Source organism: Lactobacillus hamsteri DSM 5661 = JCM 6256, from assembly GCF_000615445.1.
GTDB classification, from domain to species: domain Bacteria; phylum Bacillota; class Bacilli; order Lactobacillales; family Lactobacillaceae; genus Lactobacillus; species Lactobacillus hamsteri.
Window position 1 is genome coordinate 44117 of record NZ_BALY01000007.1, and the last position, 26972, is coordinate 71088.

The following is a 26972-nucleotide window of genomic DNA, read 5'->3' on the forward strand; positions in this document are numbered from 1 at the left end:
TTCAGGGAGCTAAACGCACATAGGGTGCCCAAGAAAAATATTATCTGCTTTTTTGAATTAAGTCAAGCAAATTAATTTTCTTCGTCATCATCGTCGTCATTCAATTGTGACAATTGACCTTCGATACCATCTGGCAAGCTGTCATCAGTATCGTCATTGTCTTCATCGTATTCTGAATCATCATTGTAATCATCAGAATCTTCATCTTCAGCAGTTGCATCCAAATCATCATCTTCTGGATCGTCATTATCGTAGTCGATAATATCATCGCTACCAGTAGCTGAAGCTAAGAAGGCATTAACCTTCTTGTGGTGCTTTCTAACTGATTCTTCGTCTTCATCTTCTGGGTGGTTAACTTCTTCATCAACTGATTCGTATGGGAACCATGAACGAAGTGCCCAAACGTTTTCACCCATAGAAATGAATTCACCATCAGTGTTCATATCAGTATAAAATTGTGGCAAGCGTTCACGAATTTCTTCGTCACTCTTGTTCAAATATTTTTGTACTGCGTTAACAATATCAGCAAAAGCCATTCTCTTGCCGCTGTCTTCCAAAATTGCGCGAGCAACTTCGATCATTGACAATTCATCGCGATTTTTGTCTTTAAACTTGTCTAATCCCACAGTTGTACGTCCTCTCTTTTACAATCTTTACTATTTTACTAAGCGTTTAAGTAAAAATCAACGTGACTGTATAGTTACCTACTAAGTATAGACCACTAAACAGGTCATATTCAACATGAAGTTTTTGTGATCCGTCTTTTTGGTCTTCATATTCTAGTAAATTAGTAACACTAGTTAAATCCATTTGCCGACCTACTGCCACATAGCGGCAAGCCTGTTTTTCACCTGGGACAAAGCGCATTAGAGAATAATTATTGCTATCTACCCCACGCCTAATAATCAATTCATTGTCCTTCAGCAGCATTTTAACAGGGATTTCGCCATTTTCCAAGTAAGATATACGAGTAATTTCATCATCAAATTTTATCTCGCCTACTGCTTTTCTGTTAAAAGTTTCAGTTTCGTCTTCTTGTGTGATTTTGCTTGTTAAATCAATATTTATCTTAGTCATATCAATGCCTTGTTTGCTATAATTTAAATAGTTATACTATATTTTAATCTATATTTACTAAAAAATTAACAATTCAGCTTGAGGAAATTTTTCTATGGTAAGATTTCAAAGTGAAAAATTAGATCACGAAGTCGTATTGCGCGACCCCGTCCATGAATACATTCATATTGAAGATAAAGTTATTTTAGATATTTTAAAATCAAAAGAATTTCAACGAATGCGCCGAATTAAACAATTAGGTCCTATCAGCTATGTTTTTCCTGGTGCTACACATACGCGCTTTGAACACAATTTAGGCGTCTACGAATTAACAAGAAGAATTTGTGATATTTTCGCTAAAAAATATCCTTCTACACGCCCTGGAGATGGTCTCTGGGATGATAATAATCGTCTTTTAGTAGAATGTGCCGGCCTGTTGCATGATATTGGTCATGGTCCCTATTCTCATACCTTTGAGCACTTATTTGGCACTAATCATGAAAAAATTGGTCAACGGATTATCACCGACCCTAATACTGAAATCAACCAGGCACTAAAGCAAGTTGCTCCCAACTTTCCTGAACTAGTGGCAAGTGTGATTGCAAAAACTTATCCTAATGCTCAAGTGGTAAAAATGATTTCTAGCCAGGCTGACGCAGATCGAATGGATTACTTGCAGCGTGATGCTTATTTCACAGGCGTAAGCTATGGTCAATTTGATTTATCACGGATATTACGCGTGATCCGTCCATATAGCGATGGAATTTGTTTCACTAATAACGGGATGCATGCTGTCGAAGATTATATTGTGTCCCGTTATCAAATGTATCAACAAGTTTATTTCCATCGTGTTGGTCGTTCAATGGAAGTTATTTTGCATCATTTGCTTCAAAGAGCCAAAGACGTTTACGCGGACGGCAACTTACAGGTCACACCAAGTTTAGCTAAATTTCTTAAAGGCAACTGGAATTTAGAGGACTACTTAAAGCTCGATGATGGTGTCATGGAAACCAACTTCTCAATGTGGGCTGATTCTAATGATCCAATTCTTTCTGACTTGTGCAAACGCTACTTATTCAGAAAGCCTCTTGCAAGTGTAAAAATCAACGAAGAAACCAAGAATCTTTTGCCTAAGCTCAAAGATTTAATCAAGCAGGTTGGCTTTGATCCTCAATACTACACAGACACCAATTCAGCATTTGATGAACCTTATGATGCCTACAAACCAACTGGCAAAAATGCCAATAGCCAAATTGAAATCATGCAAGACGATGGTACGCTAATTGAATTATCCGAATTAAGCCCATTGGTTCGCGCCTTAAATGGAACTTTCCAAGGGGATGAAAGATTTTTCTTTCCTAAAGTCATGCTTTCTAATAGTGATGAACCACAAATTTTTGATCCTTTCTATCAAGATTTTCAAAAATATGTCCGCAATGGTGAACTTCGCTACTTACGCAAACCTAGAAAAAAGAATTAATTATTCAAGCTAACAAAAAAGCTTAGGAGAAGATCCTAAGCTTTTATTTTTTATCAAACAAAATTCAAAATTAAATTTCGTTCTTTTCTTCATATCTAGTGTTGAAGAGTGGTGATAATGGTTGATGTTGTTGAATAAGCTTAATAGCATCACCCATAAGTGGGCCAACAGAAACCAAAAGCATCTTATCAAGCTTCTTTTCAGCTGGTTGATTAATTGAATCAGTCAATACCAAGTTCTTGATTGGTGAATCATTCAATCTCTTAATAGCTGGACCTGATAAAACAGCATGAGTAGCAGAAGCGTAAACTTCAGTTGCGCCAGCATCAATTAAAGCTTGGGCAGCTAAAGTAATGGTTCCGGCAGTATCAATCATATCGTCGATAATGATTGCACGCTTGCCTTTAACATCACCGATAATGTTCATAACTTCGGCAACATTTGCTTTAGGACGACGCTTATCAACAATCGCAATACCTGTGCCTAAGAATTCAGCAAGCTTTCTTGCACGAGTAACACCACCGTGGTCTGGAGAAACAACAACTGCATCTTTTTCCAAATTATTACGCAAGAAGTAGTCAGCCAAAAGTGGTGCACCCATCAAGTTATCTACAGGGATATCGAAGAATCCTTGAATTTGTGGTGCATGCAAATCAAGTGAAAGAACACGATCGGCACCTGCAGTTTGAAGCATATCAGCAACAAGCTTAGCAGTAATTGGTTCACGTGCGCGAGTCTTACGGTCTTGACGAGCATAACCATAGTATGGCAACACAATGTTAATAGTACGTGCACTTGCACGACGAACAGCATCGATCATGATAAGAAGTTCCATCAAGTTGTCATTAACTGGTGCACTAGTTGATTGAACTAAGTAAACATCTTTACCACGAACAGATTCATCAATATTAATTTGGATTTCGCCATCACTAAAACGTTCTACACTTGATTTTGAAAGTGGAACGCCAACACGATCAGCAATCTTTTGTGCCAAAGGTACATTTGAATTAAGGGCAAAAATCATTAAATCGTCTTTATAAGACATAATTTCCTCCGTAAAAATATGCTAACAACTTCTATTTTAGCAAATGTTAAACAAAAATGAATCTATATAGCTTAAATTTTCGTCAATTTATGCTTTTAAAAAAAGAAGCTGCGTATTTGAGCCTACTTCATCAAGAAGTGCTAAATCATCTTTTACAACGTGTCCAATTACATTTACTTTATCATTAAGAGGTAAATCACGCTTAGTAATTTGGATCTCACCCTTATAGCGCAAATACTTGTCGTTATCGCAAGTAATGCTGCCTTTAGGGCGGTTTTCAGGCTCTTCAGGAGCTGTTTTTAAGAGTTGCAACTGTCTAGACTCTTTTAAGCGAATCACGTCACGAGCGGCGTCTGGACGATTATGCCATTCATTTTCAAAAAGCTCAAGTAAATCGTGGTCTACATGTAAGGTGATAACCCTCTTTTTTAAATAATTTTCAAAACTATCAATAGTTGAACGCTTTAACCCCGCATCCCCGATAAAAACATAATCACAAGATAATTTCTTCAGTTCAAGCATTGCTGCCAAAGGATTTTCATGACGTTGCTTTTCAAGCGTTGGCAGACTTTCACCTATTGGCCCTTCAAGCTTATCATTACCCGGTGCAAATGCCATTGTTTTGAACCCCCTGCTGTGCAGCCAATCGTTTTTTTCTTTAAGCCAATTGGCATCTAAGCCGGTTTCTGGATGGGGATAAAAGTTATGCCATGCCTGCAAATGATCAAAAGCTGCATTATATTCTTTTAAGGAAACAAGATCTTCTTCAGAAATCGTACTGGCATTAAGAGCTATCGGCATGGATTTAGATAATTTTGCAATTGTTTCCATCCTTACGCCATCATCAATTCTCAAGCCGGTTAAGTTTAGGCTTTGTACTTGACCAACATCATTAATATCTATTCCTAATTTTTTAAGTTCCTCGGCAGTAACATCTGCAATAATCTCAAGATCAAGATTTTTGCACCACTTAACTAATTCATTCAAACGATTTTTTATGCTTTCAGCATCTTTTTCATCAACATAAATCGATGTAAAAACAGTATTGAAGCCAGCATTGCGCATCGCAATTAAATAATTATAATCGTCCGCAGTAAGCATGCGGCTTAAATACATAGAAAAACCTAACATTCTATTCTTTATCCTCTAAATAAATCTACCCATTCTATAAAACGCTTTCTATTACTTTTATATTTTAATCTAAAAAGTTAATTCAAATCGTTATTAGGTATTTTTGTATAAAAAATGTAATCAAAACAAAAAAGCATTATCCGAATGGATAATGTTTTTTAAATATATTTTTTATACTTATTCTACCGAAGCATAATCAGATACGGGAACAGTCTTAGTATAATTATTTGCTCCTACAATAACTAATTGAGTATTGCCATTGGTAAACTGGATAGAACTTTGACTAACCCCTGTTACTGAAGCTACTAAATTAATGATTGCTGAAGCTTCATTTGAACTAATATTACTTAAACTAGACACCTTAATTTTGGCACCATTTAATGCATTTTGTGCTTTATTTAAGTCACTAAGTGCAGTGTTAACAGATAAAATAGTTGAAGTATTTGAATTTACGACACTCTTGGCATTTACTAAAGCCGTATCATATGCATCTCTTAAAGTAGTTGATGAAAGCTTGTACTTATCGCTATTTACAACAGCTGAAGAACCATTAATTGCAGTATTTAAAGCTGATTTATCATTATTATTTGCTACAACTCCTGCCTCTTGAGCTTCTTGATCAGTATTAGTTGTAATTAATTGCTTTCCGACAACAGTGTCAACATCCTCCATCTTAATATAACCAGAAGGATCACTAGTTAATCTATAAAATTCATAAGCTTGTTTTTGAGCAGGAACCCAAATCCAAGTTAATTCTGTTACACGTAATTTATGTCCTGCAGCAAATTTATTGCTTGTGCTTTGAATTCCTTTATTGTTGTAAGTATAAGTATCACGCTTCAAAGTAATTATAGTTGCATCTTCATTTACATCAGTACTTGGAGTATTAACACTTGGTTCAACGTAGTCTGGATCTTTAATTAAAGCTGGACCTTGAGATACCACAGCATTGACTGCCTTAATCCATTCTCCATCACCATCGTCATTACCAATTTGGTAATACCATTTTCCTGCTATTTGTTTAGCATTTAATGCAATATATTGACCGCCACGTGAATATTTCTGTTCTGGTGTATATGGATTGCCTTCACCATCGTAAACAATAGAGTTTTTAACCAAGGTAATTATTGTATCTTCTACCTTAGGTTCATCATCTTTTTCAACTTTCTTTGCATTAGCAGTTTTTACATATTGACCCTTGCCCAAGTAGAAGTAGCTCTTACCTTTAATCTTTTTAGTACTGTAGAATCTAATAGTTGAGTTTTTAGCTAATGTACCTGCTGACTTGATACGCTTGCCATTTTTATTATAAACATATGCGTTATGAGTTAATTTGATCTTTTTAGTATTAGAACTTGTTGAAGAAGTAGTAGTGTTAACTTTCTTGCCATTGAAAGTAGCAACATTAACAGCCTTAATGTAATTGTTGCCACCAATTGAGTAATAAAGTTTGCCATCAATAGTCTTGGTACCGTTAACTTTAAGAGAAGCACCTTTACCAATTACAGGCCAACTTTCACCATTAAATTTATAGTTCTTGTTACGCTTACTATTTTGATCGTAAACATAAGAATTACGAGCCAAAACAATTACGTCTGCCTTTGGAGCTGTTGAAGTCTTCTTTGATGAAGTTGTCTTCTTGCTACTCTTCTTAGTTGTTTTTGCGGAAGTTGTCTTTGTTGTCTTTTTAGTAGTCTTTTCAACTTTCTTTGTTGACTTATCTGCAGCCTTCTTTTTTGTTGTTGCAGCCATTACAGTTGTATTTTGTACTGCACCAATAACGGGACTAACACCCATCAATGCAGCTGCTGAAACCATAACTAATTTATGACTTAATTTCATATATACCTCAACCTCATATAAATTAAACTTGTTTATTAATAATTGTAAGACTTAACATAATTAAAGCAAGAATTGTTTATCTATTAGTTATTTTAACTTAAAGCAAAAGTCACTTCCAAATGAAGTGACTTTATAACTAATAATTAATATCTATGTAATATAGATTATCTTTCCTTTACATCGCTTGCCTTAACGTAAAAGCGGTTAGGTTCTAATGCTACATACTTAACACCCTTAATAGTCTTAGTACCTAAGCCATCAAATTTCACATTTTTACCAAGAATAGTGTACTTCTTACTACCCTTGTAGGTCTTAGCCAATTTACCATTTTGGTCATAAACTCTTGTAGCACGAATAGCAACCATTTTTACTGGCTTTAAACTTGTTACCTTCTTAGTTGAAGAAGTAGTTTTCTTAGATGTCTTTTTAGTTGTTGACTTCTTTGATGAAGTTGTCTTTTTGGTTGCTTTCTTTGAAGCAGAATCAGCCTTCTTGGTTGTCTTCTTAGTAGAATAGCTTACCTTACCCTTAGTAGCTGAAGCTGGAATCCAGTACTTGCCATCAGTTTGAATACCGTAGTAAGTCTTGCCATTAATCTTCTTTACAAGCCAGATAATGTACTTGCCACCTTCATATGCCTTCTTGCTAGTCTTCTTACCATTAGCATCAACAAAGTACATAGTCTTAGTAGCAGTAATCTTACTGTTTTTACCATAAGTCTTGTAAACAGTTGCTGCTTGAACAGCATTTGCATTATTAACAGCTACACCAACAACTGGGCTCATACCCATTAATGCAGCAACAGAAACCATAGCTAATTTATGACTTAACTTCATATTTTATCTTCCTCATATATAAAAAATTAAACCTATTAGTTCGACTAATATTGTAAGCCAAAATGAAAACTAAAGGAATTAAGAATTGGTAAAATTAATAATTATTTTTTAGATTTTTTTGAAGTATATTTCTCAACGTTATTAAACTTAATCCACCCATGATTAGTAATATAAAATTTTTTACCATTGATACTGCGAACTGAATATCCTTTTAGCTTTTTTCCTTTTTTCAAAAAAATAATGCTATTGTCTTTATTCCGTTCAAGCATCCCTTGATCATCGTAAACATATGAATTACGTTTTAAAATTAAATCAATGACATTTACAGCTTCATAAAGTTGATAAGATAGCTGCCCCTTCTTATTTGTCGACAAAATCATGGTATTATTATTGTCCTCTTTGTACCAAACCGTACCGTGAGTCACGGAAGCTGGCAACCACTTATTTTTGCTAACACCATAAAAAATCTTGCTTCCACTATAGCGAACATAATAAATTCGATAACCTTTTCCCTTTTTAGCGACAGATTTCGTCTTTTTATTTTGACTATTTATAAAATTAGTATTTTTATTTACAACCACATAGCTGAGTTTAGAATACGTTGTTAACGACTCTATACTTTTTTTATCATTTTTTGCCTGCTCTTGTGTTTTTTTCTTACTAGCAGTTTTCGCTCCTGTTTTCTTTTTATCTACTAGACTTGTTTTAGCTTTTTTAACATTAGTTGCTAAAACAGGAGATGAAGCAAAGGAAATCATTCCTAAAGAAACCATCATCCCCAATACTATATTTTTTCGTTTCATAATTAATCCTTACCCATATAACTTACTAACTTTAAACCTTATTATAGAGCAAAAAAGAGATAGTCCTAAGACTATCCCTTTTCATTTTAATTAAAATACTTTATTCCCATTCCTTATCCTTAGAAAGAGGAAGCTTGTGCCAGTAATCTGGCTTATTGACTTGACGGCCACGACCAATTGCCATTTCGTACTTGCCAACATCCTTAGTAGTTGTTGTATCCGCAGCAATAAAGGCATGGTCAGCCACATTAATAGGTGCAATCAATGTAGAACCAGCACCGATAAATGAATGATCGCCAACATTAGTATGGAACTTCTTAACACCATCATAGTTAGAAAAGATGGTACCACAACCGATATTAATGTCCTTACCCAAAGTTGCATCTCCAACATAAGTTAAATGACCAACCTTAGTATCTTCACCAATTTCAGCCTTCTTAATTTCAACAAAATTACCAATGTGGGCACCCTTACGGATAATTGCCTTTGGACGAAGGTGGGAGTTAGGACCGATATCAGTATTATCATCCATTTCAGATTCTTCAATAGTTGAAGAAGTAATGGTTACGCCATTACCAATCTTAGAGTCAATAATTCTTGAACCGTTAGTAATTACACAATCGCTACCGATTTCAGTGTTGCCTTTAATAACAACATTGCCTTCAATAACAGTATCATTGCCAATCTTAACATCACTATCAATGTAGGCAGTATCAGGATCAATAAATGAAACACCGTCACGCATATGAGCTTCATTAATTCTCTTTTGCATGATCTTAGTAGCTTGAGCTAACGCAATACGATCATTTACGCCTAAACTTTCGCTAAAGTCTGGCATCTTGTAGGCACCAACGCGTTCACCTTGATTACGCAAAATCTCAAGAACATCAGTTAAGTAATATTCGCCTTGAGCATTGTCATTACCAACATGCTTCAAAGCTTCAAAAAGCTTCTTATTATCAAAACAGAAGACACCAGTATTGATTTCCTTAACCTTTAATTCTTCTGCATTACCATCTTTTTGTTCAACAATACGCAAAACATTGCCTTGATCATCACGAATAATTCGACCATAGCCAAATGGATTTGGAGCTTCTGCAGTAAGAACTGTTGCAGCATTGCCTTTTTCTTGGTGATATGCAAACAAACTCTTAAAAGTATCAGCAGTAAACAGTGGAGTATCGCCAGTTACAACTAAAGTTGCGCCGTCTTTGCCAGCCAATTCATCCTTAGCTGTCATAACAGCATCACCAGTACCTAATTGCTTTTCTTGAAAGGCAAATTCAGACTTATCTGCTAAAACTTTTTCAACATCTTCAGCGCCTGTACCAACAATAGTTACGATCTTATCAGGTTCCACGCCTTGAGCCGCATCAACAACGTGTTCAACCATGGTTTTACCACAAACCTTGTGCAACACTTTGTAAAGCTTGGACTTCATGCGTGTACCCTTGCCTGCAGCAAGAACAACTACAAATTTTTTCATTATTTAACCCTCTTAATACTTAAACTTGCTACTAGTATACCATTTAAAAACGACTAAAATCAGTTTCAGTCAAGAAGTTGCCCGGTTCTGCCATAATAAGCTTCTTTTGGGTATCGATATTACTGATTTTAACTAATGATAAGTAGTCATCAACCAACTTATTCTTATCAAAATCTGCTTCACAAAGGACACAAATACCAGCAACAGTTGAATCAAATTCTTTAACTAATTCTTCCATACCAGTTAAGGTGCCTCCGCCTTTCATAAAGTCGTCGACTACTAAAACATTTGAGCCTTTCTTGAGAGCTCGAGTTGGAAGTTCCATTTTAGAAACTCTATCAAGTGAAGATGAAATATAATTTACTGAAACCGTTGCGCCTTCTGTTACTTTTGAACGCTTACGAGCTGTTACAAATGGAACGTCCAAGTAACGAGCTGTTGCTTGAGCTAAAGCAATACCCTTAGTTTCAACAGTCATTACTGCATCGATATTTGCATATGCATATTTTGTTGCAATTAATTCGCCAATTCTACGTAAATCTTGCGTATTACCCAAAATATCAGATAAATATACAAAGCCACCTGGCAAAATTCGACTTGAATCTTCAATTCTGGATGCTAAATCTGTCAAATATTCTTCTGCATGCTTTTTACCTAAGTATGGGATGTAACGTACGCCACCTGCAGCACCAGCAACTGTTTCCAAAATTCCATCTTGATTGCCAGCAAGTGTATGTTTCAAAATTGATAAATCTTCTGAAATAGATGATTTCGCTGCGTCATATCTCTTTGCAAAGAAAGGGAGTGAAATCAAAGTATGGGGGCGTTCCATGAGGTATTTGGTCATGTCTACCAATCTTTCTGAACGTTTCATGTTTTTTCCTTTCTAATGTTTGCTTTTATCTTTTACAAATATACTCTAAAAGGCAAAAAAAAGCACTAACATTTTAAACGTTAGTGCTAAAAATTATCATTTTTTAAGCTTCTGCTTCTTCAGCTTCTTCGTCATCAAATTCTAATTCGATGTTCTTAGTTAAAAGATCAGTGTAACTATAAGAAACATGTTCAAAATTATTTTTGTCTTGATCTAAATCTACTACAAATACTGCAGGGAATGTTTCTTTTAAAACGCCGTGTCTCTTTGTAATCTTCTTACGACCCGCTTGAGCTACTACTGTTAAGGTATCGCCTAAGTGAGAATCCAACTTGTGTTTAATCGTATTAATCGATGTTGGCACTAAAAAACAACTCCTTTGTAGCCATTTTAACATAATTTTAAAATTATATCAAGTTTTTCACAAAGTCGTTATTCCTAGTGTTTAGCGGGAATAGCACGTGCAATATCAATAAATTGTGAAATTGTTAAGTCTTCTGGTCGAACGCGGACATCTACGCCTAAAGATTTAATTAAATTTTCACGATCATTTTTATCAGGTACCAACGTCTTCAAATTATTATTCAAAGTTTTACGTCTTTGAGAAAAGCACATCTTTATTACATGATTGAAGTGCTTATAGTCATCAATATCATACTTATCAACTAAAGGCGTTAAAACGATAACGCTTGAATCAACTTTAGGCCGTGGCATAAAGCTTTCATGATTTACCTGCAAAGCAAGTTCAACATTCATTCTTGTTTGAACAGCAATTGTAAGTGGACCATAAGCCTTAGAACCTGGCTTAGCTTCCAAGCGCTCTGCTACTTCTTTTTGCATCATTAAAGTCAAACTAGCAAATTTCAAATCTGAATCAGCCAATGCAAAAATAATTGGAGTTGTAATGTAGTACGGCAAGTTAGCTACCACTTTAATAGGTTTAGAAAAATCAAAGAAATCGCCAATATCTTTTTGAAAATCAGCTTTCAAAACATCTTTTAAGAGAAGCTTGAAGCGATCATCTAAATCAGCGTCACCAATTTTAGCTGGCAACTCATTTTTTAGAATTTCTGGCAAACTTGAGTCAACTTCATAGGCAAAAACTTTCGCACCTGCTAAAAGAAGCTGTTCAGTCAAAGAACCAATTCCTGGTCCAATTTCAATTACTTGATCGTCAGCATGAATATCCGCTGCACTAACAATACCTAAAATTGCATTTTGATCAATTAAAAAGTTTTGTCCTAAATTCTTTTTAGCTTTCACAAAATAACGATTAACAATTGCCTGCGTTCTAACTGCTGAACCAATTGGAATTCTATTTGCCATTTTTAGCCTCCTCTAACGCGTCTTTCAATTCTGAAAGTGAAATACCGAAAGTTAACAAACGCTTATAAAAAGTTTTAGAATTGCCATATCCTACGCTAAGAATAGCTCCAACCTTTTCGCGCATTTTTTTAGCATCACTGCCACCAGCTAAACCTAATGAGCGATATGCTTCTTCAGTCAAATCACTTTGTTTTCTTTCAACTTCGTGCAAATCGCTTAAAGCCCGTTCTAAAGCTTCCTTAGATGCATGTTCAACACCAAGGCTATTACCGCGTTTTTCAGGTTCGCCTTCTTTACGAGTAATAAAAGCCTGCTTAGCAGTCGGAATTGCTTCTGTAACAATTCGACGAATTCTTTCACCATTAAAATCAGGGTCAGTAAAAACAATAATCTCACGACTTTGACTAAGTTTTTTCAATTCCTCTAAAACTTGCTTAGAAACAGCTGAGCCATTTGTTTCAACAGTTTCAATTCCAGGGAAAAATTGTTTCAAACGAATTGTGTCGTCTTTTCCCTCAACAACGACAACCGCATTAAAGTTCTTTTTATTTAAGACCATAAACTCTCACAGTATTTGCATAAGTTGCATCCGCAACCTTTTCTAAAGAAATTTCTTTTAAATCCGCAATAGCCTGAGCAACGTAACGAACATATCCAGTTTCATTCTGTCTGCCTCGATATGGTTTCGGCGTTAAATACGGAGCATCTGTCTCTACCATAAAGCGATCCATGGGTACAGCCTTAGCAGATTCATGAACTTCTGTAGCCTTAGTAAAGGACACAACACCTGAATATGAAAAGTAGACATTCAAATCTAAAAACTTGTTAAGCCAATCAATTCCGCCATTGAAGCTATGCAAAATTGCACCATACTCAAGATTGCTATCTTTTAAAATTTTGTAGCAATCATCAAAAGCATCCCTAGTATGAATATCAACCGGCATCTTCAAATCATGGGCAACTTCAATTTGACGAGCAAAAACTTCCCGTTGTTTATCTCTTGGTGATTCATCCCAATAATAATCAAGACCGATTTCACCCATAGCAACCACTTTAGGCATTTGCAATTGCTCGATCAATTTATCTTCAGCCTTTTGATCATAATCCTTAGCAACATCGGGACAATAGCCGACCATCGCATAGACATTATCAAAACGTTGCGCTAAATCAACTGCCCGATCATTAAATTCAGGATCTTGGCCTGCACAAATCACCTTGGTTACGTTTAATGCTTTGGCACGCTCAAGATAATATTGTTCTTTACCACGAAAAGGCTCATCATTCAAGTGCGTATGATTATCAATAATTTGCATTAACCTAATTGTGCTCCATTTGCATGTTCATCACTGACAATTGCCAACTTAACTTCGCCATTCTTTTCACTAGATAAAAGCATACCTTGACTTTCGTGACCAAGCATCTTACGTGGCTTCAAGTTAGTAACAGCCAAAACTTTCTTATCCAAAAGTTCGCTTGCATCTGGATAGAACTTGCGAATGCCACTCAAAATTTGTCTTTCTTGACCATCGCCAAAGTCTAACTTAAACATGAGAAGTTTGTTAGAACCCTTAACTGGTTCAACTGACAAAATTTGACCAACTTGAATCTTAACCTTGTCAAAGTCATCAATAGTGATGTGCTTTTCTTGCTTTTGTTCACTTCTAGTTTGCTTCTTTGGCTTTGCCTTCTTCATTTGTTCCTTGATGTATTTAACTTCTACATCATTCTTAAGTCTTGGGAAGATTGGAGTTGGCTTTTCAGTAACCTTTACATTCCAGCCAAAGCCACCAAATTCAAGCTTCTTTTGATCGGCATTATTCCAATCAAGACCTAATTGCTTGAACATCTGAACAGGATTTTGAGTCATGATTGGTGAAATCAAAATAGCAACTAAACGAAGACTTTCTGCCAAGTTAGTCATAACACGTGACAATTCTTCCTTCTTGCCTTCCTTGTTTAAAGTCCAAGGAGTAGTTTCATCGATGTACTTATTAGCACGTGAAATAAGCTTCCAAACTGCATCTAAAGCTTGAGAGAAGTGAAGAGCATCCATTTGCTTTTCGTATTCAGCAATAGTTTCCTTAGCAGTCTTCATTAAATCTTCGCCAAATTCATCTTGATCCTTAACTACAGGAGCAACCATACCATCTTGGTATTGATTAATCATTGAAACAGTTCTGTTCAAAAGATTGCCAAGGTCATTAGCTAAGTCAAAGTTTACTCTTTCAACGAAGTCTTCTGGAGTGAAGATACCATCTGAACCAAATGGAATTTCACGCATCAAGTAGTAACGAAGAGCATCAAGGCCATAACGTTCAACGATCATTTCTGGGTAAACGGCATTACCTTTAGACTTAGACATCTTACCGTCTTTCATAAGTACCCAGCCGTGACCAAAGATTTGCTTAGGAAGTGGCAAGCCCAATGCCATAAGCATAATTGGCCAGTAAATAGTGTGGAAACGTACGATTTCCTTACCTACCAAGTGAACATCAGCTGGCCAATACTTCTTAAAGAGTGAATCATCATCTGAACCGTAGCCCAAAGCAGTAATATAGTTGGATAAAGCATCAATCCAAACATAAACAACGTGCTTAGGATCGCTTGGAACAGGAATTCCCCAGTCAACAGTTGTACGAGTGACAGAAAGATCTTCCAAACCTGGCTTGATGAAGTTATTGATCATTTCCTTTTCACGTGAATGAGGCAAAATGAAATCTGGATGTTCTTTATAGTATTCAACCAATCTGTCAGCATACTTACTCATCTTGAAGAAGTATGAAGGTTCCTTAACCAAACGAACTTCGTGGCCAGATGGCGCCTTACCACCGATTACATTGCCATCATCATCTTTATAAACTTCGGCAAGTTGTGATTCAGTAAAGTATTCTTCGTCTTCTACTGAATACCAACCAGTGTATTCGCCTAAATAAATATCGCCTTGCTTGAGAAGTTTTTCAAAAATCTTTTGTACAGCAGCAACGTGTTCAGGATCACTGGTACGAATAAACTTATCGTAAGAAATATCGAGCATCTTCCATAACTTCTTGTATGAATCTGCCATCTTATCAACATATTCTTGTGGCTTAATGCCTTGAGCTTCAGCCTTTTGTTCGATCTTAAGGCCATGTTCATCATCTCCTGTTAAGAAGAATGTATCGTAGCCTTGTGCACGCTTATAACGAGCCATTGAATCGGCCGCAACTGTGGTATATGCGTTACCAATAGTTAATTTACCTGAAGGATAATAAATTGGGGTTGTAATATAAAAAGTTTTTTTATCAGCCATACTTTTAACTCCTTAAATGAAAATAATCTTACATACCATGATACACCATCAAAAAAAGGAATTCCTTACTAGAATTCCTTTTTTACGGTTATTAAATTAAAAATTTCTCTTTTTTAAGATAAATTTGCTTCATTACAGTTGTTAATAACAAATAAAGTACCATTAATCCAACAACTATCCACAAGTAGAAAAGAGGTATCTTTCCAAACCCTAAAATATGATTAATTCCCGAAAATGGAATTAGCGTACCAATAATCGCGGCCGCAAAAGTTGAAGCTATTACAATCCAACTGGCATGTTGATGAATAAATGGAAAACGTTCATCACGTAAAGCATGAATTGAAAATTCTTGCATCCATAAACTTTCGATGAACCAGCCTGTGTAAAAGATCGAACTAAATAATATTTTATTTTCCACAGACAAACTACCAAAATTACCACCTGCAACATGGGGACAAATCACCCAAAACAATACAGCGAAGGTAATTAAATCAAGCAAAGTTGAAACTGGACCGAAAGCTAGCATAAAGTTAGGCAGCTTTTTAATGGATAAACTGCGTGGCGCCTTTAAATAAGTAGCCGACATGCTATCAAACGGAATGATCAAGTAGCTAATTCCAATGATCAAATTTAATAAAACCAATTGCAACGGCAAAAGCGGTAAAAATGGCAAGCATGCCGACGCAATAATAATTGAAATAGAATTGCCAAAGCTGGAAGTCAAAATCACCTTGAAATATTTCATAATATTGCCAAAGACTTTTCGACTTGTTCTAATCGCTTCTTCAAGCAAAGCTAAATCTTTATGAAGCAAAATCACATCAGCTGTTTCTTTGGCAACGTCAACAGCATTATCGACAGAAATAGCGACATCGGAATTGCGCATAGCAGGAGCATCATTGATTTTATCGCCAACACAACTAACAATGTGACCATTTCGACGCAAAAGCTTAATAATTTTAGTCTTAAGTTCAGGCGTTAACTGGACAAAAATATTGCTTTCTTCAACCATTTGTGCAAGTTCATCATCGTTTTTGCCTTCAAAATCTTCAGCTGAATAAACTGTATCGACGTTTAAACCCACTTGAAGGCCTAACGTACGCGTTACTGCTTCATTATCGCCGGTTAAAATTTTAACAGTGATGCCGTCACGATTAAGCTTGGCCAAAGTGGCACGCGCACTTTCTTTAGGCGGATCAAGGAAAGTTAGGAAACCTACCAAAGTTAAATCACTTTCGTCTTTAACTGAAAACTCGCCAACTGGAGCCGGATTGCGCTTATATCCTAAAAGCAAAACCCGCAAGCCATCACTGTTCATATCATCAACTTGTTCTAATATCTTATTGCGTCGCTGCTCAGTTAAAGGCAAAATTTCACCATTTAATTCAATTTGAGTAGAAACATCAAGCATTTCTTCAGCGGCACCCTTAGTAACTAAAAGGTGCTCGCCGTGATTATAGTCAGAATTGGCAACCACTACACTCATGCGTCTTCGCGTATAATCAAAAGGAATTTCGTCGATTTTATTATAATCACGCTGAATATCATCAACATCAAGCTCATCGCCAGCCGCATCAATAACGGCTTCATCAATTAAATCTTGCATCCCTGTTTGATAGTAAGCATTCAAATATCCCAGTTGCAAAACACGCCGTGTTTCATTCATCCCTAGGTCATAGTGACGCTCAAGCATAACTTTATCTTGGGTTAAAATACCTGTTTTATCAGTACAAAGAACATCGGTTGAACCCAAACTTTGAATAGAACTAAGTTTCTTAACAATTGTGCCACCCTTGGACATTTCTTTGCTTCCGCGAACCAAATTAGAAGTAACAATAGCTGGCAGCATTTCTGGCGTCAACATAACTGCAACTGTAATTGCGAAAGCTAGGGCGCTAAGCCAATCTTGCTTCAAAATTCCGTTTAACACGAAAACTATGCCACTAACAGCTGCCATCATGATTAACTGCAATTTAGTAATGCTTTTTATGCCAATGCCAAATGTATTTTTGCGAATCTGCTTACGATTAGCTGCTTGAACTTCTGCGCCAAAAGCCGTATTTTCGCCTGTCGCAAATACAACCCCTGTTCCGGAACCAGAAACAATAGTTGTTCCTTGATACAAAATATTTGGATAATTTAAATGATCATTTAATTGTTCAAACCGAGGTACTTTGGTCGCAATTTTTTCTTTAGGCTCAAAATCGCCATTAATTGAACTCGTTGTGCAGAATAAATCCTTGCTTCTCAAAAGACGCATATCAGCTGGCACCATGTCGCCAGCTTCAAGGTTAATCACATCTCCTACAACAACCTGATCCGTTGGTAATTCTTGATCTTCATCATCACGCTTAATATTGGTCGTAACTGAAACCATCTGAAGCATGTTATCGACAGCATCTGAAGTTTTAATATTTTGAACAAACTTGATGATGCCGGCAATAACCACCATGGCCAAAATTATAATCAAAGTTCCCACATTATTTTGGTTACTTGGCACAATATCTGCTAAACACATGATTACTGCAAGAACAATCAAGATAATAGTAAAAGGCGTTAAGAAAGCTTCCACGAAATAGTGAATTTTTGAATCGTTTTTGCTGGTGTCAATTTCATTAGCACCATATTCTTCGCGATTTAGGTTTGCTTGCCTGGTAGATAGACCCTCTGCGCTGGCATGCAAGCGCGCCAAAGTTTCCACTCGAGTTTCGCGGGCAATCTTTTGCACTAACTGAAAGTCCGCATTTTTGCTCTTCTTGGACGTCTTCACATTTAGCATGTTTCTCCTCCTCGTTTTTGCGCAAACAAACCAAAAAAGCCACCTACAGATCTGCAGGTGACTTCATGCCAAACAAGGCTTCTCGATACTCGTCGTTCAGTTTTAACACTACGTGACGTAAGCACATGCTAGCTATCTGGATCTCGCCTTAAGTCGACGACACCTATTTAACCCGTTGGCATCTCTGGATGTTTCTGGGCGATAGCGTGTGTTCACGTAGGAGTCTCACCTAACAGTTTATTTGCTAAATTATCTATAAAAATTCTAATACTTATCTACGGTTCACGTCAAATAGAGAAAAGCTATTTTTCTTGACGGCTACTTGCTTGTTTAAAAAGATAGGCCAATGCCATAATCAACAATACAATTGCCAGTGCGATTGGCAAGGCTACACGATGAGGATGACTGATTTTGTCTTGCTCTTCGTTGGTTAAATCGTACTTATCTAATGAATACTGATACTGTTGATCAATTTTTGTTGCACATGCTCTAAATACAAATCGCAAGCCGCTGTTAAAAGTTTTATTGCTCTTGTTACGCAATTTAGGTCCTGCCGCACGGATAATATTCATCCGCGAATCAGCAGTAAAAGCTCCATGCAAATCTTTTGAAGAAAAAATTTGTACATTTCGCTTCTTACCCTTTTCCCCTACTACGATATAAGCAGTTTTCTTAGAAGAATTGAGTAATTTAGGAGTCAATTTATTTAAACGTTTAACCGTAATTACCGCTATCTGTGGTTTCTCTTTTGTTTGCAAATAGCGATCATTTTTTTCTTGAATTAAAGTCTTTGTTTGATGATTAAGAATATGTGCATCATCAACCACATTCGCTTGAACAAAGCCAGTAGTGGTCATAAATACAACTGCTAAGCTTAAAAAACTAATTAGATTGATGAGTATTGTTTTCGTCTTCTTCAAGTTTATGTGCCAAACCTTCAACATATTTTCGATCAATTTTAATTTGTTCATATGGTACTCCGCAATCCTGCAAAAGCTGAATTGCTAAAGGATTATCGCGATAATCAAAGTAATAATTTATCTTTTTTATGCCTGCTTGAAGCAAAGCCTTGGTACAGTTATAACATGGAAAATGTGTTACATAAATCTCGGTTCCATCAGTTGAAACGCCATTTTTCGCACATTGAATTAGTGAATTCATCTCTGAATGAATTGTTCTTACACAATGGCCATCAACCATTTGGTGACCAACATCATCACAGTGAGGTTGACCGGAAACTGAGCCATTATAGCCTGTCCCAATAATTCGATTATCTTTTACAAGAACGCTGCCGACCAAAGCCCGATTGCAAGTTGACCTTTGCGCAATAACTAAGGCCTGCATCATAAAATATTGTTTCCAAGGAATTCGATCGTGCATATTATTGCCTCTTATTACTTATCAAAGTGACCAAAGTAGTTAAGTCCAATAGCTTCTCTAACTTCTTGCAAAGTTTGATTTGCCTTTTCGTTTGCCTTATTTGAACCTTCAACTAACATTTCGTAAACAGCGTCAGTATCTTGAGCATACTTTTCACGACGTTCACGAATAGGTGCTAATTCATTTTCCAAAACCTTGTTCAAGTAACGCTTAATCTTAACGTCACCAAGGCCACCCTTTTGATATTCTTCCTTAAGTTCTGCAACCTTATCCTTATCTGGATCAAAGACATCAAGATAAGTAAAGACAGTATTGCCTTCAATCTTACCTGGATCTTCAACGTGAATATGATCAGGGTCGGTATACATTGACATAACTTTCTTTTGTACAGTCTTAGCATCATCTGATAAGTAGATACAGTTGCCAAGTGACTTGGACATTTTGGCATTACCATCAAGACCTGGTAGACGACCTGAACCCTTAGGTGGGAAGTAGCCCTTAGGTTCAACTAAAACATCGCAATTGTAAACACGATTGAAAGTACGAACGATTTCGCGGGTTTGTTCAATCATTGGTTCTTGGTCATCGCCAACTGGAATCAAAGTTGCTTTAAAAGCAGTAATATCGGCAGCTTGAGAAACAGGATAGTTCAAGAAACCCACAGGAATTGAATCTTTGAAGCCTTTTTGCTTAATTTCCGTCTTAACAGTAGGATTTCTTTCAAGACGAGCAACAGTTACTAAATCCATGTAGTAAGCGGTCAATTCAAACAAAGCTGGAATTTGTGATTGTACAAAAATAGTTGACTTGCTTGGATCGATACCTACAGCTAAATAATCAAGTGCAACTTGAATTAAACTGTTTTGAATCTTTTCAGGATCACGAGCGTTGTCTGTTAAAGCTTGCGTATCGGCAATCATGATATATGGATCATATTTACCTTCGTTTTGAAGCTTAACTCTATTTTTCAATGAGCCAATGTAGTGACCAATATGAAGCTTGCCAGTTGGACGGTCACCTGAAAGAAAAATTTCCTTTGCCATAATCTTATCTTCCTTTTCTTTTTTATTTAATTCTATTCTTTTCTTTAAATTTATTAATTAATCTTAATTTTAACAAAAAAACTAGCATGATTAAACTAGTGCTAAAATCGTTTACAATATAAGCATGGAGGAATTAAAATGTGCAATCAATTTCGCATACCTAATTTAAAACAAATGTCTGAATATTTAACTCAAGGCTTAGGCTTACCTTTGATTCCGCCTGACTTTTCAAGTGAAGAAAAGGATGTTTTTCCAAAACAAAAAGCTCCTGTCATGCTTTTTAAAGATAATCAATTGCAGCTACAAAATAAAAACTGGGGCTATCCAAGTCCAATAGACAATAACAAAGTGATTTTCAACGCTCGCATTGAACGCTTTTATGATTCTAAGCCATCAATGTGGGATAACTCCTTTGCCCGGCAACGCTGTATTATCGTTGCCAGTGAATTTTTTGAATACAGTAAAAATACTTATCCAGCAACTAATGGCAAAACTTATCATGAACGCTTCAGCTTTTCCGATCCTGAGCATCCCCTTACCTTGATTGCCGGCATTTATGATAAAGACAATTTTTCAATGGTTACTACCGAGCCTAATTCCTACATGGCACCAATTCATAACCGCATGCCTTTAGTTATTAAGCCTGAAAAATTAAGACGTTGGCTTTTTCAAAATTTCACGAATCTTATTGATCGTTCTGATTTCGATTTATCCGTAAAAAAGTTGCCTAATGAAAATTAATTTGGTAATCATTATTAATCATGCTAAAATGTTCAGTATAAACGCGGGTATAGTTAAATGGTAGAACGTCAGCTTCCCAAGCTGAAGATGCGGGTTCGATTCACGCTATCCGCTTAAAAAGCCAAAATAAAGACCTAGGAAAATCCTAGGTCTTTATTTTTTATTTAAATCATAATCACGGTTATTACACCTGCAACAACCGCCAAATACACTGGCATCCATAATGTCTGCGTATATAAGTACGACCAAGCAAAGAGCATGCCATAACAAGCATTAATTACTAAAAGTGGGAGTGAAGCTTGAAAATTGAGAATACTGAATAAAATTCCGGAAGTAATAATTCCCGCAATCGCTGTAGCAACAGTATTTTTTCTAAACATGTAATTAAACAAAAAACCTGTTGCTAAAAATTCCTGTAAAATTGGCAACACTATACCATAAGCCAAAATCAAGAACCAAAACATATGCGTCGATTCATGCTTTAAATATGTAATTTGAAAACCATACCAGCTAATTCGATTATATGATTGCAGATACATTACCATAATTTTGGTAGCCGTAATTGCTAAAGTTAAACCAACGGTTAAGCCGAAATCTCCTAACCACGGCAATGAAAATAATCGTTCAAAAAATCGCTGTTCACGATTAAAACGATAAATATAAAATAGCAAGACCATTACAGCGATCAATAAAAATAAAATCAAATCCCAGATATGCAATGGCGCTTTATTAGTAACCAACTTAACCACGCCAATTGCCATTAAATAGCCAATGACATACACTGCATAGCGAAATAGATTACCCTCTCTTGATTCAGGCGTATTCACAGTCTTCACTCCTAATTGAATTGTATCCTACAAACTCCATATTATAGCAAAAAAAGTGCAAATCATGAATCTGTATATGAAATAATTATTTCACTTCGACAATTTTTACTGAATAACTGCCTGCAGGAGCCTCAACTACTCCTGTTTCACCCGCACTCTTTTTCATAATCGCCTGGCCAAGTGGAGAATCGAAAGCAATCTTTCCTTTGGCAAGATCAGCTTCCATTCGGCCAACGATTTTATATTCTTCAGTTTCATCGTCATCCTCAAATTTTAAGACAACGCTAGAACCCATATTTACCTTGCCATCGTTTTTTGCTTCAATGACTTCAGCGTACTTTAATTGTTTGCCAAGATAGCGCAAACGACTTTGTAAATGACCCAAATCACGCTTAGCTTCAGTATATTCAGTATTTTCTGATAAATCACCTAAAGCTCGTGCTTGCTGTAAGATTTTAATTCGTCGTGGGCGATCTTTCTTTAATTTAGCAATTTCATCTTCAATTTCTTTATAGCCTTCTGGCGTCATTTTTTGATAATAAACCATCGTAATTTATCATTTCCTTCTTAATCTGAATTGATTTTAAATAATTATTCAATACTGTAAAGCTTAATATACTAACTTTTCAAGCCGACTACAATAATCAATATAAGGAAAAATCCATAAAGAAAACGCGAAAAACATGCATCTTGTAACTTCGATTACCAAATAAAGTTGCAAATCAGATTCATGCAAAGTATGATGATGATGTATTGACTATTACTTTGCCTAAGCAATCTGCTGGTAGCAGTAACAAGTCAATTCAAATTGATTAACTTATAGATTATTGCAAGAAGTCCTAGAATAGGTTATCAATTTTAAATAATTCTCTAAGAAGGTGAGTTCATTCAATTGGACTCACTTTTCTTTTACCTTAGAAAGGAATAAAATAGGATTAATTTAAGAAAACATTAAAAATTAAAAGGAGAATTTATATGTCTCATAAATTAACCCTACAAGAAATTGATGAATTCTCAAAAGAATTCAATTCAGATCCACAAAACCAAGTCGTTGCACGTGCTGCCCAACGCAGCGGTGTTCTTGAAGCTTCCTACAACGAACGTGTTCAAAGTGAATTAACTCGTGTATTCTCAACTGAACTTGATACCGACAATGTTACTAATCAAAAGCATTCAGGCCGTTGCTGGCTTTTTTCAACTTTAAACATTGCCCGTCACTTATTCGGTAAAAAGTACAAGGCTAAGAACTTTACTTTCTCACAAGCTTACAATTTCTTCTGGGATAAAATTGAACGTGCCAACATTTTCTATGATCAAGTATTAAAAAATGCTGATAAAGCAATCGACTCACGTGAAGTTAAGGCTGACTTGTCATTTGCTGGTGGTGACGGCGGTCAATTCCACATGGGCGCAGCTTTAGTTGAAAAATATGGTTTGGTTCCTTCATACGCAATGCCAGAAAATGCCAACACTAACAATACTGACGGCTTTGCTACTGCTTTAGGCGATAAGCTTAAGAAGGATGCGCTTGTTTTACGTAAATTAAAGCAAGACGGCAAAAATGATGAAATTGAAAAGACTCGTAAGAAGTTCTTGAGCGAAGTTTACCGTATGACTGCTATTGCCGTTGGTGAACCACCAAAGAAATTTGACCTTGAATACCGCGACGATGACAAAAAATATCACTTAGACAAAAACTTAACGCCACTTGAATTCTTGCACAAGTACTTAGGCGACCTTGATCTTGACGATTACGTTGTTTTGACCAACGCTCCTGATCACGAATATGACAAACTTTACGGTCTTCCAGGTGAAGACAACATCGAAGGTTCATACAGAATTAAACTTTTGAACGTGCCAATGGAATACTTAACCTCTGCAGCTGTTGCTCAATTAAAAGATGGCGAAGCTGTTTGGTTTGGTAACGATGTTCTTCGTCAAATGGATCGCAAAACCGGTTATCTTGATACCAACCTTTACAAGTTAAATGATTTATTCGGCGTAGACCTTAATATGAGCAAAGCTGACCGTTTAAGAACAGGCGTCGGCATGGTTTCCCACGCTATGACTTTAGTTGGTGTAGACGAAGATAACGGCGAAATTCGCCAATGGAAAGTTGAAAATTCATGGGGCGACAAGATCGGTGATAAAGGTTACTTCGTAATGAACAATGATTGGTTCAACGACTATGTTTACGAAGTTGTTGTTCACAAGAAGTATTTAACTGAAGAACAAAAGAAGCTTGCTGAAGGCCCTATTACTGATCTTCCACTTTGGGACTCACTTGCTTAAAAATTAAAAATTATACACAAAAACAAGCATTCGTTGAATGCTTGTTTTTTCTTTGCTTTTCAAATTCACTAAACATTCCATTCTTGCATGAATTCTCTAACGAAATTACGCATATAAGCAGTGCGTCGTTCAGCTTCTTTTTTGCCGCCAGGCGTATTCATCAGCTTTTCCAAATGGAATAGTTTCTCATAAAAATGATTAATTGTTGTTTCTTCATGCTCACGATATTGATCATGATTAATCAATTGCACGGGTTTAATATTGGGATCATGAATTAAATTGCCATGTTTTCCACCATATGTAAAAGCACGGGCAATCCCAATTGCACCAAGGCTTTCCAATCTATCCGCATCTTGAACATATTGACCAGTCATCGGCAAATGATAATGATGATCAATGTTTTTTGAAAAAGATAAGTGTTGGATTGAAAATGAAATATCCTCTACTTCAAGTTCAGTAAAGCCAACAGCAGGTAATAGTTTTTTAATCTCTTTAATTACCGCCTCAGGGTCTGCACAGACCTTTTCATCAATCGTATCGTGTAAGTACCCACCCGTCTGAATAATCGCGTTAACGCGGCTATTTTCGTGAGCTGTGGGATGGTCATGCAAATACATTTTACTAGCAAGATGGGCTACTCGTTCGCCATGATAAAAATCATGTCCAGTTCGCTCATCTTTTAACTGCTCTTGGGTAAATTCAATTACTTTAGTAATATCCATATTTTTAGCCCATAGAATCCCAGCAAGGAACAGGTGTAGCCTTACCTTCGGCAAGTTTCACCAATTCTTTTGGCAAGTACTGCTTCTTAACAACAACTTTGAATAAATATTCATCGAACCATTTATCATCCATGACAAAGTAGCCATTCTTGCCAACTTTATTGCCCCATGAGTTTTCAACCTTCCATTGACGAGGTTTGCCATTAACCACATCAACGCCAACCATAGTCATAGCATGAGTTGAGCCACTTGCACCCGTCAAAAGACGTTCTTTTTTATTCAATTTAGTTTCAATATTGAACAAAGTGTCGGTTTCATATAAATTCGCTGCTAAAAGTCCCTCTTGACGATCACTTTGCTTGCCAACATCACAACCAAACCAAAGCGTTTCGCCAGCCTCAAGTTGCTTAAGAGCTGCATTCTTCAAATTATCAATTTCAGTATTCAAAAATTGAACTGGAGTACCGCCTTCAACATTATCTTCGAATGGCAAGGCATAAAGCTTATTGTATTCATGATCAGGTGCATTGAACAAAACAACGTAATCATCTAAATCATCGGTGAAGTAATTCTTGAAAAAGTCAACAGGAGTTAAATCACCATCAAAGTGGTACTTACCATTATCATCGTTAAATTCTAAATCAAATTTTTGCGTAGGTTGACCAAAAGCAATTACAGCCATGCGGTAAACTTCACTTAAAAATTCCTTACGCTTTGCTTCGATTTCTTCATCCTTGCCTTCTTTAGCAAGTTTACGCAAAACCAAACCATCTTCACGTAATTTCATATTTAAAGCTTGATTAAATGCGGAAGTACTATTGGCTGTAAAACTTTCATCATAAGCATAACTTGGTACCAAACCATACTTTCTAATTAAAGATACAGCCATGTGCCATTGACCGCCATCAGTATCTGGAGCCTGCATGTAGTAATGAACAGTACGATCTTCCAAAGGCTTATCAGCTGTTTCTAAAATATGATCAAAGAAAATATTAGCTCGTTCAATACGATCCCAGAAGAAAAGATAGCTTTGTGAGAAAGTAAAGTTCTTAGCCTTGTATTTCTTTGCAAATTCATGACGCAAAACATTAAGCGCTGCAAATAACCAACAACGACCAGATTGCTTTTGATCAGTTACATTATCAGTTGGAATTTCAATTGAAAAAGTACGATTTAATTCTCTGACGCTTTCCGTATTAAAACTAGCCTTTTGCACTCCATTAGTTACAGTAGCCATTTCAGCAATACGATTTTGCTTATTAGCTTGATATTCCTTTTGAAAACTATTAATTTCATCAAGAGTTAAATTATGAGTCATTTGCATCCCTCTTTAATTCATTTTTAATTTTTATCTTCATTAAAAAGTATTGTATATCTTTACGTAAAAAAAAGACAGACTTGCGTCTGCCATCAAGCTGCTTCTCAGATTTGAACTGAGGACCTCCTCCTTACCACGGCGGTGCTCTACCTCCTGAGCTAAAGCAGCGTCTTTATTATAACAAAAAACAGGTATTCCTATCGAATACCTGTTAATTTCAATTAACTTTGCTATTTAAAATGAATTAGTCTTGAGTAACATCCTTAACATTAAGCCACTTGCTTGAAGAAATTTTAACGATTTTCTTGCCGTGAACTTTCTTAACAGCCTTGGCAGTAAATTCACTACCCATCTTTACAGACTTGTTAGTCTTTTTAGCATTTGCATTGTAAACAGAAACAGTTTGCTTCTTAGTATCTTTTACAATAACCATGATCTTTTGGCCCTTCTTAATAGCTGGATCAGTTGGGGCAATTTCAGCTGAGCCGAGAGAAGCTGTTGTAGCTGCACTTACAACTTGTGAGCTAACACCTGCAAAACCTAAGAATAAAACTACACTTGCTAAAACTTTGACTAACTTCTTCATTTCAAATACCTTCGATTCTATATTTATAGCACTTTTTCCTTGAGCTTTTGCACTCATCTCTTAACAATTCTTATTATATAACAATAGTTATTTAATGCAAGTGTTTTTCAAAAATA

At 36.1% G+C, this 26972-nt stretch carries 26 protein-coding genes, 2 tRNA genes, 1 pseudogene and 1 riboswitch; of the genes and pseudogenes, 5 read left to right on the forward strand and 24 right to left on the reverse strand.

All coding sequences use genetic code 11. From position 1 onward, the window contains the following. Positions 1-71: 71 nt before the first annotated feature. Positions 72-626, reverse strand: a complete 555-nt coding sequence (rpoE, locus tag JCM6256_RS03105) for a DNA-directed RNA polymerase subunit delta (protein ID WP_025080357.1) — start codon at positions 624-626, stop codon at positions 72-74. 46 nt (positions 627-672) lie between these two features. Next, the gene (locus tag JCM6256_RS03110; protein ID WP_025080358.1) at positions 673-1077 is read right to left on the reverse strand and encodes a YwiB family protein; all 405 of its coding nucleotides are present in this window, start codon (positions 1075-1077) and stop codon (positions 673-675) included. A gap of 94 nt (positions 1078-1171) precedes the next feature. On the opposite strand from JCM6256_RS03110, the gene JCM6256_RS03115 reads away from it, so the two are divergent. After that, positions 1172-2536: an HD domain-containing protein gene (locus JCM6256_RS03115; protein ID WP_025080359.1), complete on the forward strand. Its 1365-nt coding sequence runs from the start codon at positions 1172-1174 to the stop codon at positions 2534-2536. A 70-nt stretch (positions 2537-2606) separates the two neighbouring features. Here the strand turns inward: JCM6256_RS03115 and JCM6256_RS03120 are convergent, their stop codons facing one another. The 16 genes from JCM6256_RS03120 to trpS form a co-directional block, all read right to left on the reverse strand. Then, entirely contained in the window at positions 2607-3581 is a 975-nt protein-coding gene (locus JCM6256_RS03120; protein ID WP_025080360.1) for a ribose-phosphate diphosphokinase, read from the reverse strand. A gap of 87 nt (positions 3582-3668) precedes the next feature. Further along, positions 3669-4712 (reverse strand): MupG family TIM beta-alpha barrel fold protein, encoded by a 1044-nt coding sequence (locus JCM6256_RS03125; protein ID WP_025080361.1) that lies wholly within the window; start codon positions 4710-4712, stop codon positions 3669-3671. Positions 4713-4889: 177 nt separating this feature from the next. Further along, entirely contained in the window at positions 4890-6554 is a 1665-nt protein-coding gene (locus tag JCM6256_RS03130; protein WP_025080362.1) for an SLAP domain-containing protein, read from the reverse strand. Positions 6555-6718: 164 nt separating this feature from the next. After that, positions 6719-7390, reverse strand: coding sequence for a hypothetical protein (locus JCM6256_RS03135; RefSeq protein WP_025080363.1), 672 nt, complete (start codon positions 7388-7390; stop codon positions 6719-6721). A gap of 101 nt (positions 7391-7491) precedes the next feature. Beyond that, positions 7492-8193: a hypothetical protein gene (locus JCM6256_RS03140; protein ID WP_025080364.1), complete on the reverse strand. Its 702-nt coding sequence runs from the start codon at positions 8191-8193 to the stop codon at positions 7492-7494. 100 nt (positions 8194-8293) lie between these two features. Then, a complete protein-coding gene (glmU, locus tag JCM6256_RS03145) occupies positions 8294-9679 on the reverse strand; it encodes a bifunctional UDP-N-acetylglucosamine diphosphorylase/glucosamine-1-phosphate N-acetyltransferase GlmU (protein WP_025080365.1) in 1386 nt (461 codons plus the stop codon). 43 nt (positions 9680-9722) lie between these two features. Then, positions 9723-10553 carry a pur operon repressor gene (gene purR / locus JCM6256_RS03150; protein ID WP_025080366.1) on the reverse strand — a complete coding sequence of 277 codons (831 nt, stop codon included), beginning with the start codon at positions 10551-10553 and terminating at the stop codon, positions 9723-9725. A gap of 103 nt (positions 10554-10656) precedes the next feature. Continuing rightward, positions 10657-10917: a Veg family protein gene (locus tag JCM6256_RS03155; protein ID WP_025080367.1), complete on the reverse strand. Its 261-nt coding sequence runs from the start codon at positions 10915-10917 to the stop codon at positions 10657-10659. 74 nt (positions 10918-10991) lie between these two features. Continuing rightward, complete coding sequence (rsmA, locus tag JCM6256_RS03160; RefSeq protein WP_025080368.1) at positions 10992-11879, reverse strand: 16S rRNA (adenine(1518)-N(6)/adenine(1519)-N(6))-dimethyltransferase RsmA; 888 nt, start codon at positions 11877-11879, stop codon at positions 10992-10994. After that, positions 11869-12438, reverse strand: coding sequence for a ribonuclease M5 (rnmV, locus tag JCM6256_RS03165; protein WP_025080369.1), 570 nt, complete (start codon positions 12436-12438; stop codon positions 11869-11871). Before rnmV ends, rsmA begins: the two co-directional genes overlap by 11 nt. Continuing rightward, the gene (locus JCM6256_RS03170) at positions 12425-13192 is read right to left on the reverse strand and encodes a TatD family hydrolase (protein ID WP_025080370.1); all 768 of its coding nucleotides are present in this window, start codon (positions 13190-13192) and stop codon (positions 12425-12427) included. The genes rnmV and JCM6256_RS03170 overlap by 14 nt, the downstream gene beginning before the upstream one ends. Further along, on the reverse strand, positions 13192-15168 hold the full coding sequence (metG, locus tag JCM6256_RS03175; RefSeq protein ID WP_025080371.1) for a methionine--tRNA ligase: 1977 nt from the start codon (positions 15166-15168) through the stop codon (positions 13192-13194). The genes JCM6256_RS03170 and metG overlap by 1 nt, the downstream gene beginning before the upstream one ends. A gap of 91 nt (positions 15169-15259) precedes the next feature. Then, a complete protein-coding gene (gene mgtA / locus JCM6256_RS03180; protein ID WP_025080372.1) occupies positions 15260-17947 on the reverse strand; it encodes a magnesium-translocating P-type ATPase in 2688 nt (895 codons plus the stop codon). 80 nt (positions 17948-18027) lie between these two features. Continuing rightward, positions 18028-18191: riboswitch (M-box (ykoK) riboswitch) on the reverse strand. A gap of 58 nt (positions 18192-18249) precedes the next feature. Further along, positions 18250-18867, reverse strand: a complete 618-nt coding sequence (locus JCM6256_RS03185) for a TPM domain-containing protein (RefSeq protein WP_025080373.1) — start codon at positions 18865-18867, stop codon at positions 18250-18252. Beyond that, positions 18830-19327, reverse strand: a complete 498-nt coding sequence (locus tag JCM6256_RS03190) for a deoxycytidylate deaminase (protein WP_025080374.1) — start codon at positions 19325-19327, stop codon at positions 18830-18832. The genes JCM6256_RS03185 and JCM6256_RS03190 overlap by 38 nt, the downstream gene beginning before the upstream one ends. 14 nt (positions 19328-19341) lie before the next feature. Further along, on the reverse strand, positions 19342-20370 hold the full coding sequence (trpS, locus tag JCM6256_RS03195; RefSeq protein WP_025080375.1) for a tryptophan--tRNA ligase: 1029 nt from the start codon (positions 20368-20370) through the stop codon (positions 19342-19344). A 138-nt stretch (positions 20371-20508) separates the two neighbouring features. Here trpS and JCM6256_RS03200 point away from each other — a divergent pair, with 138 nt between their 5' ends. Beyond that, entirely contained in the window at positions 20509-21111 is a 603-nt protein-coding gene (locus JCM6256_RS03200; RefSeq protein ID WP_025080376.1) for an SOS response-associated peptidase family protein, read from the forward strand. A 43-nt stretch (positions 21112-21154) separates the two neighbouring features. Beyond that, positions 21155-21225, forward strand: a tRNA-Gly gene (locus JCM6256_RS03205). 50 nt (positions 21226-21275) lie between these two features. Here JCM6256_RS03205 and JCM6256_RS03210 read toward each other — a convergent pair. Next, positions 21276-21938 carry a CPBP family intramembrane glutamic endopeptidase gene (locus JCM6256_RS03210; protein ID WP_025080377.1) on the reverse strand — a complete coding sequence of 221 codons (663 nt, stop codon included), beginning with the start codon at positions 21936-21938 and terminating at the stop codon, positions 21276-21278. An 85-nt stretch (positions 21939-22023) separates the two neighbouring features. Beyond that, positions 22024-22485: a transcription elongation factor GreA gene (gene greA, locus JCM6256_RS03215; protein ID WP_025080378.1), complete on the reverse strand. Its 462-nt coding sequence runs from the start codon at positions 22483-22485 to the stop codon at positions 22024-22026. Positions 22486-22637: 152 nt separating this feature from the next. On the opposite strand from greA, the pseudogene JCM6256_RS10470 reads away from it, so the two are divergent. After that, a pseudogene (locus tag JCM6256_RS10470) lies at positions 22638-22754 on the forward strand (Hsp20 family protein); the annotation flags it as partial. Between the two features lie 159 nt (positions 22755-22913). After that, complete coding sequence (locus JCM6256_RS03220) at positions 22914-24230, forward strand: C1 family peptidase (protein ID WP_025080379.1); 1317 nt, start codon at positions 22914-22916, stop codon at positions 24228-24230. A gap of 68 nt (positions 24231-24298) precedes the next feature. Here JCM6256_RS03220 and JCM6256_RS03225 read toward each other — a convergent pair whose 3' ends face one another. From JCM6256_RS03225 to JCM6256_RS03240, 4 genes are all read right to left on the reverse strand, one after another. Beyond that, positions 24299-24952, reverse strand: coding sequence for an HD domain-containing protein (locus JCM6256_RS03225; protein WP_025080380.1), 654 nt, complete (start codon positions 24950-24952; stop codon positions 24299-24301). 4 nt (positions 24953-24956) lie between these two features. Then, positions 24957-26270 carry a C1 family peptidase gene (locus JCM6256_RS03230; RefSeq protein WP_025080381.1) on the reverse strand — a complete coding sequence of 438 codons (1314 nt, stop codon included), beginning with the start codon at positions 26268-26270 and terminating at the stop codon, positions 24957-24959. Between the two features lie 95 nt (positions 26271-26365). Next, a tRNA-Thr gene (locus JCM6256_RS03235) sits at positions 26366-26438 on the reverse strand. A 76-nt stretch (positions 26439-26514) separates the two neighbouring features. Continuing rightward, positions 26515-26856: a hypothetical protein gene (locus JCM6256_RS03240; protein WP_025080382.1), complete on the reverse strand. Its 342-nt coding sequence runs from the start codon at positions 26854-26856 to the stop codon at positions 26515-26517. Between the last annotated feature and the right edge of the window lie 116 nt (positions 26857-26972).